This window comes from Corallococcus exiguus (genome assembly GCF_009909105.1).
GTDB classification, from domain to species: Bacteria; Myxococcota; Myxococcia; order Myxococcales; family Myxococcaceae; genus Corallococcus; species Corallococcus exiguus.
In genome coordinates this window covers 448790-463913 of record NZ_JAAAPK010000008.1, presented here as the reverse complement: position 1 = coordinate 463913, position 15124 = coordinate 448790, and the positions used below count along the sequence as shown (strand labels likewise).

The 15124-nt window shown below is 70.2% G+C and carries 12 protein-coding genes; 7 read left to right on the top strand and 5 right to left on the bottom strand.

What is annotated here, in order from left to right; all coding sequences use genetic code 11:
- The first annotated feature begins 378 nt into the window (after positions 1 to 378).
- Together GTZ93_RS28110 and GTZ93_RS28105 are read left to right on the top strand one after the other, a co-directional pair.
- Positions 379 to 888, top strand: coding sequence for a DUF2267 domain-containing protein (locus GTZ93_RS28110; protein ID WP_120580189.1), 510 nt, complete (start codon positions 379 to 381; stop codon positions 886 to 888).
- 72 nt (positions 889 to 960) lie between these two features.
- Positions 961 to 1878, top strand: a complete 918-nt coding sequence (locus GTZ93_RS28105; RefSeq protein WP_139915802.1) for a LysR family transcriptional regulator — start codon at positions 961 to 963, stop codon at positions 1876 to 1878.
- A gap of 1 nt (position 1879) precedes the next feature.
- On the opposite strand, the gene GTZ93_RS28100 is transcribed toward GTZ93_RS28105, so the two are convergent.
- Positions 1880 to 2461 (bottom strand): NADPH-dependent F420 reductase, encoded by a 582-nt coding sequence (locus GTZ93_RS28100; protein ID WP_139915803.1) that lies wholly within the window; start codon positions 2459 to 2461, stop codon positions 1880 to 1882.
- Between the two features lie 348 nt (positions 2462 to 2809).
- Between GTZ93_RS28100 and GTZ93_RS28095 the strand changes: the two genes are divergently transcribed.
- Complete coding sequence (locus GTZ93_RS28095; RefSeq protein ID WP_161663116.1) at positions 2810 to 3874, top strand: hypothetical protein; 1065 nt, start codon at positions 2810 to 2812, stop codon at positions 3872 to 3874.
- Positions 3875 to 3881: 7 nt separating this feature from the next.
- On the opposite strand, the gene GTZ93_RS28090 is transcribed toward GTZ93_RS28095, so the two are convergent.
- Both GTZ93_RS28090 and GTZ93_RS28085 read right to left on the bottom strand, forming a co-directional pair.
- Positions 3882 to 4289 (bottom strand): PaaI family thioesterase, encoded by a 408-nt coding sequence (locus GTZ93_RS28090; RefSeq protein ID WP_139923783.1) that lies wholly within the window; start codon positions 4287 to 4289, stop codon positions 3882 to 3884.
- Positions 4290 to 4700: 411 nt separating this feature from the next.
- Positions 4701 to 5816, bottom strand: a complete 1116-nt coding sequence (locus GTZ93_RS28085) for a Gfo/Idh/MocA family protein (protein WP_139923787.1) — start codon at positions 5814 to 5816, stop codon at positions 4701 to 4703.
- A 149-nt stretch (positions 5817 to 5965) separates the two neighbouring features.
- On the opposite strand from GTZ93_RS28085, the gene GTZ93_RS28080 reads away from it, so the two are divergent.
- Both GTZ93_RS28080 and GTZ93_RS28075 read left to right on the top strand, forming a co-directional pair.
- Positions 5966 to 6736 (top strand): sporulation protein, encoded by a 771-nt coding sequence (locus tag GTZ93_RS28080; RefSeq protein WP_161663115.1) that lies wholly within the window; start codon positions 5966 to 5968, stop codon positions 6734 to 6736.
- Between the two features lie 91 nt (positions 6737 to 6827).
- Positions 6828 to 8645, top strand: a complete 1818-nt coding sequence (locus GTZ93_RS28075; protein ID WP_161663114.1) for a DEAD/DEAH box helicase — start codon at positions 6828 to 6830, stop codon at positions 8643 to 8645.
- Positions 8646 to 8698: 53 nt separating this feature from the next.
- Here GTZ93_RS28075 and GTZ93_RS28070 read toward each other — a convergent pair whose 3' ends face one another.
- Both GTZ93_RS28070 and GTZ93_RS28065 read right to left on the bottom strand, forming a co-directional pair.
- Positions 8699 to 11563 carry a type 2 lanthipeptide synthetase LanM family protein gene (locus tag GTZ93_RS28070; protein WP_139923673.1) on the bottom strand — a complete coding sequence of 955 codons (2865 nt, stop codon included), beginning with the start codon at positions 11561 to 11563 and terminating at the stop codon, positions 8699 to 8701.
- A gap of 119 nt (positions 11564 to 11682) precedes the next feature.
- Positions 11683 to 11880: a DUF6229 family protein gene (locus tag GTZ93_RS28065; RefSeq protein ID WP_139922033.1), complete on the bottom strand. Its 198-nt coding sequence runs from the start codon at positions 11878 to 11880 to the stop codon at positions 11683 to 11685.
- Between the two features lie 379 nt (positions 11881 to 12259).
- On the opposite strand from GTZ93_RS28065, the gene GTZ93_RS28060 reads away from it, so the two are divergent.
- Positions 12260 to 13732, top strand: a complete 1473-nt coding sequence (locus GTZ93_RS28060; RefSeq protein WP_139922035.1) for a hypothetical protein — start codon at positions 12260 to 12262, stop codon at positions 13730 to 13732.
- A 15-nt stretch (positions 13733 to 13747) separates the two neighbouring features.
- Positions 13748 to 15121: a metallophosphoesterase gene (locus tag GTZ93_RS28055; protein WP_139922037.1), complete on the top strand. Its 1374-nt coding sequence runs from the start codon at positions 13748 to 13750 to the stop codon at positions 15119 to 15121.
- The last annotated feature ends 3 nt before the right edge of the window (positions 15122 to 15124 follow it).

The window sequence follows — 15124 nt, the reverse complement described above, 5'->3', positions numbered from 1 at the left end:
GCACTGCCGGGCAGCAGGTCCGACAGCAGCATCTGCTCCTCGCTCGGTGAGAGGTCGAAGTGGCGGGCGGCCTCCGTGATGATCTGGATCATGGGCGTGTCCGGCTCCTCGGCCCTCCGCGCCGCGATCCTGCGGGCTGCGCCTCGAAGGGCCTCTCCCCTGGGTTTAAGGCTTTCACGCATGACGGCACCTCACTGGAGAGATTCGGATGCGCTTGCACCAATGCAAGGGCGATGACGGGTGGTGGGAGCAAGCGCTTCCCGTCAGCCCCCGCCCACGGGAAGCGGGCGGCTCGCAGGGCGGCGCGTGCCTTCCTCTGGATTCGCGAGCGCTCCAGCTTTGGGGTCGGACCCCACTCCGAGGAACGAGGAATCAGACATGGCAGCGCAAGACATCCCCGGCACCGGGCAGCAGGCAGGGAGCCCCACGCACCGCAGCACGGACATCCCGCTCGACGAGCGCCGCCGCATGCGCCACGAGTCCCGCACGTCGCAGACCTACAAGGCCTTCCTCAAGTACCTGCGCGACGTAGGCCAGTTCCAGGACGAGCAGGCTGCCCAGCAAGCCGCCTTCTCCGTGCTGTGCGTGCTGGAGCAGCGCCTCTTCGGCGAGGAGGACAACGACATGGAGGCCCAGCTGCCCCACAAGCTGCGCGAGCTCCTGGTGCGGTGCGACCGCCACGAAGCCGGGCCGCCGCCCCATAAGTTCGGCCGGGCGGAGATGCTGGCGATGGTCTCCACGGACCTGGGCGTGGAGGCCGAGAACGCAGAACCCATCGTCCGCGCGGTCTTCAGCGCCATCCAGGCGCAGATCTCCGAGGGGGAAAGCGACGACATCGCTGGCGAGCTGCCGACGGACCTCCGCGAACTGTGGGCGCGCCCCACCTGAGGCCGGGGCGCTCGCCTGCATGGATGCATCCCATTGACGCCAGGTCATGAATGGCTGTGAGCTGGCGGCAACATGGACTCCATCTCGGAGATCGAAGTCTTCATCAAGGCCGTCGACCTGGGCGGCTTCACGCGGGCCGCCGAGAACCTGGGGCTGACTCCTTCGGGCGTGAGCCGGATCATCTCGCGGCTGGAAGGCCGGCTGGGCGTCCGGCTCCTGAACAGGACCACCCGCAGCCTCAGCCTCACGGACGAAGGGGCCGTGTACCACGAGCACTGCACGCGCATGCTCGCGGAACTCGAAGCGGTCAACGCCACCCTGGCGCGGACGAGCGTCACGCCGCGAGGCCGCCTGCGCGTCGATGTCCCCATCCCGCTCGCGGACTACGTCGTCGGGCCCGCGTTACCCCGGTTCCTGGAGCGCTACCCGGACGTGTCCATCGACCTCACGGTCCGCGACCGGATCATCGACCCCACCGCCGAGGGCGTCGACGTGGTCCTCCGCCTCGCGCCGACGCGTGACTCCGACCTGGTCTCACGGAAGCTCGCCCGCGCGCGCTCCATCCTGGTCGCCTCCCCCGGCTATCTCACCGCGCATGGCAGGCCCCGGACGCTCGCATCGCTGCGGGAACACACCTGCATCGCGTACCTGTCGAACACAGGCCCCCTTCCGTGGCGGCTGAAGGGGCCTGGGGGCGAGGTCACCTTCGCCGCTCGGGGCAGGCTCATGGCCGGCTCAGGCAACGTGCTCACGCACGCCGCGCTGGGCGGGCTCGGCATCATCCAGACCTACGAGTACCACGTCGCCGAACACCTCTCCCGGGGCGAGCTCGAGCTCATCCTCGAAGACCTGGAGCCCGAGCCACGCACCGTCTTCGCGCTCTTCGAACGGCACAAGTCCGCCGTGCCCAAGGTGCGTGTGTTCCTGGACTTCGTGGCGGAGCTCTTCGCCTCCAGGGCCCCGCTGGCCACGGGACGCAAGCGCCGCTGAATCAGCGCACCAGGCGGAACCCGATGTCCGGCCCCAGCTTCTGCACGTAGCCGAGCAGGATGTTGAGGTAGCCCAGCGACTCCAGCCACCGGGAGTTGCGCAGCGGTCCCGCGTCCACCGGGTCGAAGCCCAGGTCGCGCCCCAGGCCCAGGACGCGCTCCTTGCCAGCGGCGTCATCCGAGGCCACGAGCAGGCTGAGCTTCTCTCCCTTCACCTGTCCCTGGTCCATGTGCTGCGCGAAGACCGTGTTGAAGGCCTTCACGACGCGCGCCTGGGGAGCCTTCTTCTGCAGCTCCTCCGCGCCGCTCGTGGTGAAGCCGAGCGCCAGCTGCATGTCGGCGGTCAGCGCGTTCGTCACATCCACCACGACCTTGCCGTTCACCGCGTCGCCCAGCGCGCGGAGCGTGTCATCCAGCGCGCCGAAGGGCACCGCGAGGAACACCACCTCCGCCCACGCCGCCGTCTGACGCACGGCCGCCGGGTCCTTGCCCACCGCCCTCACCTCGTGCCCCGCGCGAGCCAGGCCCCGCTGCAGCGCGCCGCCCACGTTCCCCTTGCCGATGATTCCGATCTTCGTCGCCATGGTCTTGCCGTCCTCGTGAAGGCCGGAGCGATGCGCCCCGGAACGGAAGGCAATATGCGGAACGCGGCCCTCGCGAAAAACGCGTGGGTCGTCACGTCACCTGTGACGCGGCGTCATGAAACGCGGGGCGGGCCTCCTGGTGACACGAGTCACCAGCGCTGATGATCCGCATCACCAGTTTCAGGCCGCCCGGGCACCCCTCGAAATACGCGCTTCAGAGGGAAGACAGCCCCGACGGAGGCATGGCACGCGCCGTGCTCTAGGGATTCAGCACACGGACCGGACGCACTCCGGCCCTTCTTCCAAATCCCTCAGTCTCCCCTCCTTCGCTGGCCCCCGAGGTCCCCCATGCGCGTCTCCAACCGCCCCGCGTCCACGCCCGCCTCGAACTCCCCCGCCGTTGCCGGCCCGTCCTCGGCCACGGAGAAGAAGCCTGGCTTCATTGACAAGAACCAGCCGGAGACGAAGTTCAGCAAGGAGTGGGGCCAGGACATCTTCATGGACTCGCGCAAGGGCGATAAGGCCCAGGCCAGCGCGGACAAGAAGGACGGGCGCCAGGTCACGCAGGGCAACACGGGCCCCGGTCAGGTGGCGGGCAACGAGAGCGGCAAGTACGTGTCGTGGCAGAAGGACGCGGCGGAGTTCAAGACCGGCACGGGCTTCACCCAGGACGGCACCGGCGCGCAGATCGAGGCGAGCGCAGCCGAGGTCCAGGGTGATGCGTCCTACCGCGTGATGCCGTGGGAGATCGGCGGCCGCGCGGGCGCCGAGGCCAACATCGCCAGCCTCCACGGTGACGCGGGCTTCGGCAAGGACCTGAAGGACATCGGCCTCGACAAGGTGGAGGGCAAGGTCTACGGCGGCGTGCACGGCGAGGCGCTGGTGGGCGCCAACGCGGATGCGAAGGCCAAGATCGACCTGAACCCCAAGAACGGCGACATGGGCGCCGAGGTCGGCGCGGGCGCGCTGGTGGGCGCCGAGGCGAGCGCCACGGCTCGCGGTGAGTTCGGCCCCGTGCAGGGCTCCGTGACGGGCAGCGCCATCGCTGGCGTGGGCGCCGCGGTGGACGCGAAGGTGGCCTTCGAGGACGGCAAGCTCACCATCGGCGGCAAGGCCAAGGCGGCGCTCGGCGTGGGCGTCGGCGTCGGCACCTCGTATACCATCGACTTCAACAAGCTGAAGGGCACGGTCGACAACCTCACCAACGGCAAGGCCAGCGAGGCCGTCAAGAACGTCACGGACAAGGTTGGCGATACGGCGAAGAACGTCACTGACAAGGTCGGCGACACGGCCAAGAATGTCACCGACAAGGTCGCCGACAAGGCCAAGGACGTTACGGACAAGGTCGCCGACAAGGCCAAGGACGTCGGCAAGAGCATCAAGGACGGCGTGTCCGGCCTCTTCGGGTTCTGATGCGCCTTCAGGCGGCGGAGACCACCGTGCCCTGCGCCAGGGCAACCAGCGTCTCCGCGCCATCCTTCACGGCGAAGACTTCACACTGACACACGGCCTGCCGCTTGCCGGCGGCCTTCGCGTGGGCCCGCGCGATGAGCAGCGAGCCCACGGCGGGCTTCAGGTAGTTGATCTTGTACTCGGAGGTCAGCGCGTTGCCGCCCAGCGCCAGGCCACCGGCGAACGTGATGGCGTTGTCCGCGAGGTAGCTGAGCACGCCCCCGTGGACGAAGCCGTGCTGCTGCTTCAGATGGTCCACGATGGGGAGCCGCAGCTCCGCGGTCCCAGGCCCGGCGCTGGCGAGCTGCGCGCCGATGAACTGGCTGAAGGGCTGCGACGCGAACACCTGACGCGCGAACTCCTGATGGTCTTCCACTGCGTGCTCCTGCGGTCGAGTTGGAAAGTCGCGGGAGCATGACGCGCGAGGGGATCTTCACCAAGCCGAAATCCTGGCGCGCCGATCCGCGGCCTGTCAGTGCCACGCGGCGACTTGCCAATCCCTGCCTGCAGGAAATAGGACTGTCCTTGGCTCACAGACCAGACATGGGAGGAAATATGAACCCGTCGCGACTGAAGCGGGCAATTCCTGGCATCGCGTTGTTGATTGGACTCGCCGCGGGCACGGCCCTGGCGATGGTCCCCACCGCCACCGCGGAGGGCACGGAATCAAGCGCGGCCCCCAAGGCGAGGATCTGTTCCGTGAGCTGCAAGCTCTGCGTCACGACCTCGGACTGTGGCTCCGGGGAAGGAGTCTGCGGGGCCTATCTCTGCCTGTAGAGGCGCCTCTCTATCCCTCCGCCGGAGCCGGTGCGTTCACCGGTTCTGGCGGCTCCACCGGCGGCCTGACGATGAGCTGCTCCAGCGTGGGCCGCTTCGGCTTTTCGAACGGGGCCAGCTTCACCGGCATCCCCGTGCGAGCCGACTCCTGCAACGCGACGATGACGCGCACGTCCGCCAATCCTTCAATGCCATTGGGCTCCGGATCCCGGTCCTCCAGGACGCACTTCGAGAAGTAGACGAGCTCCGGCGCGAACTGGTCGCTGTTCTTGAACGTCCGCGTCTCCGTCTCTCCGCCCACCGTGAGCTCGTGCTGGATGTCCGTGCCGTAGCCGAAGCCGTGCTTCACCAGCAGGTCGCCTTCCGTCCCCACCAACCGGTAGCTCGACACCGCCGAGGCCTCGTGGCTGATGGCGAACTGGGCCACCCGTCCGTTCGGGAACCGCATCAGCGCGAACGCGGATGCATCCACGCCGTGGAAGCGCCCATCCCTGCCTCCTCCCGTGAACGCGAACACCTCGCGCGGCTCGTCGCGGAAGAGGTAGCGCGCGGCGTTGATGGGGTACGGCCCTTCGTCCAGCAGCGCCCCGCCTCCTACGTCCACTCGTGTGCGGATGTCCCCTTTGCGCACCTGCTGCGTCAGCGTCCCCGTGAACACCAGCGGATTCCCCAGCCGCCCTGAGCGCATCAGCTCGATGGCGCGGAGGTTCGCTTCCTCGAAGTGCAGCCGGTACGCGACCATCAGCTTCACGTCGTTCTCGTTCGTGGCGCGGATCATCGCCTCGCAGTCCTCCACCGACGTCGCCATTGGCTTCTCGCAGAGGACGTGCACGCCAATGCGCGCCGCACGCTCCGTGAAGGCCCGGTGCAGGGTGTTGGGCAACACGAGGTAGACCGCGTCCGCCTTCGAGTCGCGCAACACCTGCTCGAAGTTCTCGTAGCCCCCCACGTGCTCCACGCCGTACTTCTCCTGGAGCGTGACCCGCTTCGCCTTGTCGGAGGAGATGATGGCCACCAGCTCGGAGTTCTCCTCCGCGTGCTGGAACGCCGGGAGGATGGCCACCTGCGCGAGGTTGCCCGCTCCCACCACCGCGTACCGCACCCGCCTGGATGTCCCCTGCGCCATGATGCACCTCTCCCGTGGTGAAGCCCTACGCTGGTGACGCGCCAGGCCACCCCGCAAGCCGCGCCCGTCCCTCCGGTGCAGGGGCCGCATGATGGGCAGGCGGACGGACAGGCTTTCGTGCGGCGTCCATCCGGCCTATGCCGTTCCCCATGCCCTTCATGAAGATGCTCGCCCGCCTCGGGATTGGCAGCGCGCGGGTGGACACCCGCCTGGAACACGACACCGTGCGCGCGGGCGGCGACCTGCGTGGACTCGTCCATGTCCAGGGCGGCCACACGCCCCAGCGCATCGATCGCATCGACCTGCACCTGATGGCGCAGTACCTCCAGCGCGACAACGACCGCCTCAGCGCGCTCAACGCCGTCGTGCGCACCTGGCGCGTCGCCAACCCCTTCACCCTCCAGCCCCGCGAGGAGCGTGAGATCCCCTTCTCCCTGCGCATCCCCGCCCACGCGCCCATCACCGAGCGCGGCACGCCCGTGTGGATCAAGACGGCGCTCGACATCGACAACGCCCTCAACCCCGAGGACAGCGACCGCGTCCACGTCCTGCCCCACCCGTCCCTCCAGACCGTGATTGAGGCCGTGCGACAGCTGGGCTTCCAGTGGCGCAACTCGTACTGTGAGGCTGGGTCCCCGTTGGGTCGCGACGAGCCCTTCGTGCAGGAACTGGAGTTCCACGCCGGCCCGGAGTGGAACGGCCCGCCTCGCTCGCTCGCCCTCCTGCCCTTCCCCCAGGAGGACGCGCTGGAGCTGGTCCTCGACCTGGACCGTGGCCCCCGGGGCCTTACTTCCCTCCTGGAGGGCTCGTCGCTGGACGGCGGCCGGCGGCAGCGGCTGGTGCTGTCCTCCTCGGACCTGTCCTTGGGGACAGGGGCCGTCGCGGCGCTCCTGGCTCCGCACCTTCGCGGCGGGGCGTGAAAGCCCGGAAGGACCGGTCCTTCGTACAGCCCCGGACGTACCCGACGTCCCAAGTCCTCCGCCCGGGCTCGGAAGTGGTACAAGCCGCCGTGTGAAAGCTCCCCCGCCTCCCGCTGCCCCCGAAACCCCCACCTTCGAAGCCCTCGGGCTCAAGCCCGAGCTCGTCGAAGCGTTGACGTCGCTCGGCTACGAAGAGCCTACCCCCATCCAGGCCGCCGCGCTCCCGCCGCTGCTGGCCCAGAAGGACCTGCTGGGCATTGCCGCCACGGGCACCGGCAAGACGGCCGCGTTCTCGCTTCCGCTCCTCCAGCACCTGAAGCCCGGCGCCGCCGGACCGCACAGCACCTCCGCGCTGGTGCTCGTGCCCACGCGCGAACTGGCCATGCAGGTGTCCGAGGCCATCCACCGCTACGGCCAGAAGCTGGGCGTCAGCGTGCTCCCGCTCTACGGCGGCCAGGAGATTGGCCGGCAGCTGCGCGTGCTCAAGCGCGGCGTGGACGTCATCGTCGCCACGCCGGGCCGCGCGCTGGACCACTTGCGCCGCAAGACGATGAAGCTGGACCTGGTGCAGACCGTGGTCCTGGACGAAGCGGACGAGATGCTCGACATGGGCTTCGCGGACGACCTGGAGGCCATCCTCTCCGAGACGCCCGAGAAGCGGCAGACGGCGCTGTTCTCCGCCACCCTGCCCCCGCGCATCGCCAGCATCGCGGAGCGCCACCTGCACCAGCCGGTGCGCGTGCGCATCGAGAAGGAGAAGCTGGAGGCCGGGGAGATGCCGCGCGTCCGGCAGACGGCCTACATCGTCCCGCGCGCGTTCAAGATCGCCACGCTGGGTCGCGTGCTGGACCTGGAGTCCCCCACCGCCGCCATCGTGTTCTGCCGCACGCGCACGGAGGTGGATGAGCTCACCACGTCCCTCAACGGCCGGGGCTGGCGCGCCCACGCCCTGCACGGCGGCATGAGCCAGGAGCAGCGCGACCGCGTCATCAAGCAGTTCAAGTCGCAGGCGGCGGACCTGCTCATCGCCACGGACGTCGCGGCGCGCGGCCTGGACATCCCCCGGCTGACGCACGTGGTGAACTTCGACGTGCCCAACGCGCCGGAGGCCTACGTGCACCGCATCGGCCGCACGGGCCGTGCCGGCCGCGAGGGCGTGGCCATCACCCTGCTGGAGCCCCGCGAGCACCGGCTCTTGCGCAACATCGAGCGGCTCACCGGTCAGCGCATCGAGGTCACCGCGGTCCCCACCGTGTCGGACCTGCGCGCGCGCCGGCTGGAGATGATCCGCTCGTCGCTTCGCGAGGCGCTCGTGGGCGGGGAGCTGGACGCGTTCCGCGGCATCGCGGAGGACCTGTCCGGCGAGTTCAGCGTCATGGACGTGGCCGCCGCAGCCATCAAGCTCCTCCAGGAGAAGGAGGACGAGGGCAAGGACTCCGCCGAGCAGGACATTCCCCAGGTGTCCGCGCCGGCGGAGCGGAAGTTCTCGCGCACGGAGCGCTCCGGTCCTCCGGGCAAGTTCGCGGACCGAGACGCCGAGCGCCCGGCGCGAGGCCCCCGCACCGCCGACCGGGGCGAGCGCGGAGAGAGAGCCGAGCGCGGCGAACGGGCTGAGCGCGGCGAACGGGCCGAGCGGGCCCCCGCGCGTCCCCCGCGCGCGCCGGAGTGGAACGTCACGCGCCTGTTCATCGGCGCGGGCCGCACCGCGGGCATGCGGCCGGCGGACCTGGTGGGCGCCATCGCGGGCGAGGCGGGGCTCGACTCCTCGCGCATCGGCGCGATCCACATCGCGGACATGTACTCCATCGTGGAGGTGCCGGAGCCGGAAGCCGCGCGCATCATCTCCGCGTTGAAGGGCTCCACGCTGCGCGGCCGCAAGGTCACCGTGCGCCGCGACACCCGCGACTGACGTCCTTTTCGCGTCACCGGCCACCCGTCATGGGCGGGCCGGTGACGCACGCGTCAGACCGCGTCCGGGTCCAGGTCCCGCGCGCGCCCCAGCAGCAGCGGCGACGCGATCCGGCTCTCCGGGTGCATGCGCAAGAGTGTGTGGATGACGCCGCCCAGCCCCGCCATCAGCCCGGGCGAGAAGGCGTCACGCGCGAGCCCCGCCACCGGCCCCCGCGCCTCCAGGCCGGAGATGAGCTCCGCGTCCAGCGTCTCCCGCTCCTGCCCGAGCGGCTCCGAGGACAGCCGCCGCGCCGTCTCCATCAGCTCCCACAATCCCAGGTCGCCGTGACACAGGGTGTGGGTCCAGCCAAAGCCCTCGCGCACAGCCGCGGCCCGGGCCCGCTGGAACAGGTCCTCGTAGCGCGGCAGTCCCGTGCGCGCGAAGAGGTCCGCCGCCGCCAGGCCGATGCCCGTGCTCCCGTGGCACCAGGTCGTCAGCTGATCCGTGGCGTCCGGGCGGCGCAGGTCCGTCCAGTTGCCCACGTCCGGCCGGTAGAGCCCGTCCACGAAGTCGAAGGCGCGCTCGGCCAGGCTGCGCCACCGGCGCCGGTCCGCCGCCGTCCCCGCCGCGCTCAGGCCCAGCCGAGCCAGCGCCCAGCCAATGCCCGCCGTGCCGTGCGCGAAGCCGCCGATGGGCTCCGGGAACATCGACGTGGACCACCGCGCGTCCCCCGCCACGCTCCGCGCCGTGTCCTCCAGCCGCTGCCCCGCGTGCGCCGCGATGTCCAGCCACTTCGATTCGCCCGTCTGGTCCACCAGGTTGAGCAGCGGGACGATGACGCCAGCCACGCCGCCCAGCACCTCCAGCAGTCCGTCCGCATCCAGCACCTGGGGCGTCAGCACCGCCGCGCGCTCGCGGGCCCGGTCCAACGCGCCGGGGACGGTGCCCAGGTCGTGCAGCGTGGACCAGATCCACACCTGCGACGCGAGCCCGGAGAAGCCACCCGGCGACTTCACCGGCACGCGGTCCTCCGTGGCTCGCAGCACCGCGAGCGTGCCTTCCAGCAGCGCGGGCAGTCCCTCCACCGCGTCCGCACGGCCATGGTGGACCTCGCGCAGGTACTGGGCCAGCACCACCGCGACGCCGCCCTGCCCGCTGTAGTGCTCGGCGGAGAGGGGCCGCACCGCCCAGCCGTACTCGGCGAGCACCGGGCTGATCCACGTCACTGTGCCGTCCGGACCCCGCACGGCCGCGTCGCGCACGCGGCGGACCAGCGTGGACAGCTGGGCCCGGCGCCGCGCATCCAGGCGCTCCTTGCGCGCTGAAGTGACAGGCGCGGGGACGCGTGGAGGCAGGGCCTTCTCGTTGAGATAGGCGCTGATCAACGTGCTCTGGATGGTCATCTCCTCCAGCGACTCATCCACGGAACGCCACGCCTCCACCGTGGCGTCGATCACGCTCCGGGTCACGGGCAGCGTGAACACGGGGATGTCGCCCACGCACAGGTCCGAGAGCTCCTCCTCGATGACGGGCGTCGAGGACGGAGCACCGGGAGAAACTTCCGCGTTGCGGCGCATCACGTCGTGTGCCTTCTCGCGGGCCTTCGGGGCGTCGTGCAGTGACGCCGGATGCCAGAGCATGCGCAGCAGCTCCGAATAGGTCTGCGTGGGCCGCAGGATGCGCCGGACCACCGCGCCCATGAACGGCTCCAGCAGCGGGCGCAGCTCTCCGTCCGCGTCCAGCGACTTCATCCGCGACGTGAGCTCCCGGAAGCCGCCGACGACCTGATCCCAGTGCCGCGCGAGCACGGGCTCCGGGCTGGGATGGTTCCTCGACGGCGGACGCTCCACCCACGTCATGCCCAGGTGGGCCGCGTCCGAGCCGCCGCCCACGATGGTGGGCACGTGGATGCGCGGCTGCTGGCCCGGGAGTGAACCCGCCGCGGAGATGTCCAATCCGCCCAGGCCCGGGCCTCCGCTGCGCACGGGGAGCAGTCCCGTCCGCAGCACGGTGCCCCGGATGGCCTTCGCCGCCAGGTCCACCGCCAGCCCACGCTCCGCCGGGGGCACGGGCGGGTCCGGGGTGAAGAGGCTCTCCACGTCCACCACCACCGGCACGGGCCCGTGCGCGATGAGGTTCTCCGAGTGCAGATCCGTGCCGCCCAGCAGGCGCATCACCGCGAGCCAGTGGCCCAGGTTCCGGTAGAAGCGCGCGAGCTCGGTCTCGCCCTCGCAGAAGCGGTGCTCCACGAACTCCGCCCAGCCATAGCCCGCGCGCACCAGCACGGACGGCACGCGGATGCGCGTGGCGGCGTCATCCGGCGCGAGCAGCCTCGACAGCAGCCCCTCCAGCGCGCGGTCCACGCGCATGCACCGGGGCTTGTAGAGCACCTGCCCCTCTTCCAGTTCGAGCAACGCGACCGTCTGGCCGCCCCGGTGGGCATCGCCCTCGCCCAGCCGCAGCCGCTTCAGCGCGCCGCGAGGCTTGCCTGGCAAGGCGGACAGTGCGTCCCGGTCCGCGACGAAGCGCTCCGCGAGCCGCAACACCGCCTGGGCATGGAGCCGGCCCACGGTGGCCAACCGGTCGAGGAGCGGCGGATAGCGCTCGCGCAGGTGCGCGTGGAAGCCGGACGTGCACGCCCGGTCGAGGAACTGGTTCCACCGGCCCTCGGAGTCCGTGGCGTCCAGCCACCCTTCCAACCCCGCCGCGTGAAGCTCCAGGAGCAACACCCGGTTGAGCTTGAGCTGGGCGCTGAAGCCCAGGGCCTGCCGGGCCGCTGTCTCCACGACCTCGCGCTCCCGGGCGGAGAGGTCCGCCATCCGAGCCAGCCGCTCCGACAGCGTCTCCAGCTGCGGCGCCAGCAAGACGTTCACGGGGCGAGCGAGCCACCCGGCGGGCGGGACTTCGGTGACCGTCAACGCTTGCTCATGCACCATGGGTGGGGCTCCCTTGGGGGTGGGGACCGGATGAGGGGATTTCTCGGAAGGCCCTCCGGCACCGGGATGCGGCGCCGGAGGGATGCTTCAGACGGGCGGACGGGAGCCGCCCGCTGGCATCAACAACAGTGGACGTCGATGGACGCGGTGCAGCTGCTGCAGCCCGTGTCCGCCACCAGGTTGGACTCGGTGAGCGCCTGTTCGGTGCGCTCACCTCCCACGAAGAGCGGTCCCGCGGGGTTGGTCATGCCTTGGGACTCCTCATTGCCGGCCAGCCAGCCCTCCACCACATCCTGGAAACTGGGCTTCTTCGTCATGAGTGTTCTCCCTCGCGTCCGGACGGTCATGGCGAGGGGAGCCATGTGCGCCGGACGCGGAGCGGACGTGAACACAGACACGCCCCGCAATGCCAGACGCATCAGGTCAAAGTCAGACACTCCACAATGACTTGCGCCTGCACGCCACAAGTCCAGCGGGATCCGAACGCGGCATAAGGGATTGCCACCACGAAACGGGCGGCCCCCTGCCCAAGAGGACGAGGAGACCGTGGACCAGGTGACAGGTCGGCCTCGGGGTCGGAGAGCGAGCCCGCCACGCGACATCCGCCGCCGCCAACGCCAGGGGCCTGACAGCCGGGCCCCTGTCCGCTCTTTCCAGGTCAGCAGGGACGCCTAGGATGGCGAGGAGGAGGTGAACGTGGAGCGCCCCATCGCCAGCCCGGAAGATCCGCTGGTCTTCAACGGCATCGATGGCGTCACCGGGCAGTACCTGGTGCCGCCCATCGCATTGCCCGCGGCCGCGGAGGTGGCGGAGCCTCGGGGTGAGGCCGCGTATTTCGAAGCGTGGAGGAAGTGGCTTGAGTTCCTCCCCATGCGTCTCAGCTTCGGCCTGCCGCCCGACGCGCCTCCGGAGGACTACACGAAGGCCGGCTGGGGCGTGGTGTTCCCGGCGTCCGCCTCCGAGGAGCTTCGCAAGAGCCTGGAGCCGCTCATCGCCCATCGGCGCGAGCGCATGGAAGAAGCGGACCGGTGCCACGTCCTCACCTACCAGCCCGGTGAGACGGCGCATCAGTTCCTGGAGCGGCACGGAGCGCCCATCGGCGACGTGGAGCCGAGCATCGTTCCCTACTACCTCCTGCTCGTGGGCGGGCCCGACGTCATCCCGTTCGACGTGCAGCACTCGCTCTCCCTGTCGTACGCCGTGGGCCGGCTCTCCTTCGACACGCCCGCGGAGTACGGGCGCTATGCGGACAGCGTGGTGGCGTATGAGACGGGCGCTTCCGTGCCCAATCACCGGCAGGTGAACTGGTGGGGACCCAAGCACCCTGGGGACCGCTCGACGGAGCTCAGCGCGGACAACCTCGTCGCTCCGCTCGCCCGTGGTGCGCCGTTGGATCACCCTCCCCAGCTGTCGAAGACGGTCGCCGCGAAGGCCCGCTTCGCCAGCCGTGAGGCCATCGAGGATGACGCAACTCGCGAATGGTTGCTGGCCGCGCTCCATGGCCGCGACGTGCGCCCAGCGGTGCTCTTCACCGCGTCCCATGGCGTGGGCTTCAAGGCGAACGATCCGCTCCAGCTCACGAAACAGGGCGCCCTGCTGAGCCAGGATTGGGCCGGATTTGGCGCGATGGCCCCCGCGCACTACGTGGCGGCGTCGGACATCCAGGACGACGCGCGGCTCCATGGCCTGGTGGCGTTCTTCTTCGCCTGCTTCGGCATGGGCACGCCCGCGAACGACGAGTTCCCGCTCCATGCCTCGCGCAGCGGTGACGCGCTCGCGAGTGCTCCCTTCGTCGCGGCCCTGCCCCGGCGGCTCCTGGCCCATCCCAACGGCGGCGCGCTGGCGGTGATCGGCCACGTGGAGCGGGCGTGGGGCTTCTCCATCAAGCCCCTGCAGATGACCCAGACGACCATCCACCCGTTCCGCAACACGCTCTGGAAGATCATGGCGGGAGTGCCGGTGGGCCACGCGCTGCGCGACTTCCGCGACCGGTTCTCCGCCGCCAACAACATCCTGCTGACGCACCTGGATGCCAACACGTCCAACGGCAAGCTCCAGCCTCGCGAGCTGCTGCACCGGTGGATCGAACGCAACGACGCTCGCAACTACGTGGTGCTCGGCGATCCCGCCGTGAGCATCCGGCACAACGACCTGCAGTCGCTTCCCTGAAAGGAGCATCGACCCATGCGAACGCTCATTCTCAGCGACCTCCACCTCGGCAACGGTGGCCCCTACGACATCTTCGCGGGTGCCGTCGAGCTGCCCGCCCTCTTCGACTCCTTCACCCGCACGCCCACCCACGTCGTCCTCAACGGGGACAGCTTCGACTTCCTGCTCAACGACGACCCGTTGGCGGTGGACCCGAAGCGGACACTGGAGCAGGCCCGCGCGCTGGTGACGTCCGCGGCGACCGCGCCCGCGCTGAAGGCGCTCGGGCGGGTGCTGGCCGCGGGGGGCCGGGCGACGATGGTGGTGGGCAACCACGACCTGGAGCTGGCGCTTCCGGACGTCCAGGAGGTGATCCGCTCCGCGCTGGGCCAGCCCAAGGACATCGCTTCGCGGCTGGAGTTCCGGGACGGCACTGCCCCCCTGCAACTGGAGGTCGGCGGTTCGCGCGTGCTGGTGACGCACGGCGAGCACACCGACGTGGCGAACCGCATCGACTACGACTCGCTCCTATCGTCGGAGCGAGCGAACCGCTTCCGCTATCCGCCGGGCTCCGTGCTGGTGAAGACGCTGCTCAACCCGCTCAAGCACCAGCACCGCATGCGGTACATGGACCTGCTCAAGCCGGACTTCGAGGGCGCGGTGATGGTGGCGCTCGGCGTGAAGCCCGACGCGCTCCGGGTCCTCTTCAACGCGGGGACGCTCACGCTCATCCGGCGCCTGCTGGACAACCGGGGCCTCGCGCCGGCCTTCGCGCTCGAACCGATGGACGCGGTGGGCGGGTCGGACGCGGACGTGCACCTGGCGCGCAGCCTGGCGCGAGTGGACCTGAAGGACGACGAGGTGGACGCCCTGCTGTCGGTGCTCGACCCGGAGAAGCTCAACGCCTTCGACAACCCGGAGGCCCTGGGCCGTGCCCGGCTGAAGCTGGCCAAGGCGGGGTTCGCGTTCTACGCACGCCTGCACCGCGCGGTCGCTGGCAGGACCGGCACGGACTACTTCGCCCTGGAGCCCGGCAAGGACGAGCTCGCGGAGACCGCGCGGCTGGGCAAGAAGTACAACCCGCAGGCGGTGGTGATGGGCCACACGCACGCGGCCCGCTGGCACGAGGGCAACGGCCCCCTCTACGCCAACACCGGCACGTGGATCTCCCTCCTGCGGCTCCCCGCCCCGGAGGCCTCCGACGAGGAATGGGGCGAATACCTCGCGGAGCTCCAGGTCAATCCGTCGCTGGACCCGGCGAAACAGAAACACGCGAAGCTGGAGCAGCGCTTCACCTTCGTGGAGGTGGAGCCGCACGCCTCGGCGCGAGGCGCGACGCTGCGCCTGTCGCAGTGGACGGAGCAGGGCCCGAAGACACTGCGCAGCGCGGAGCTTCCGGCCGGGAGCTGAGGT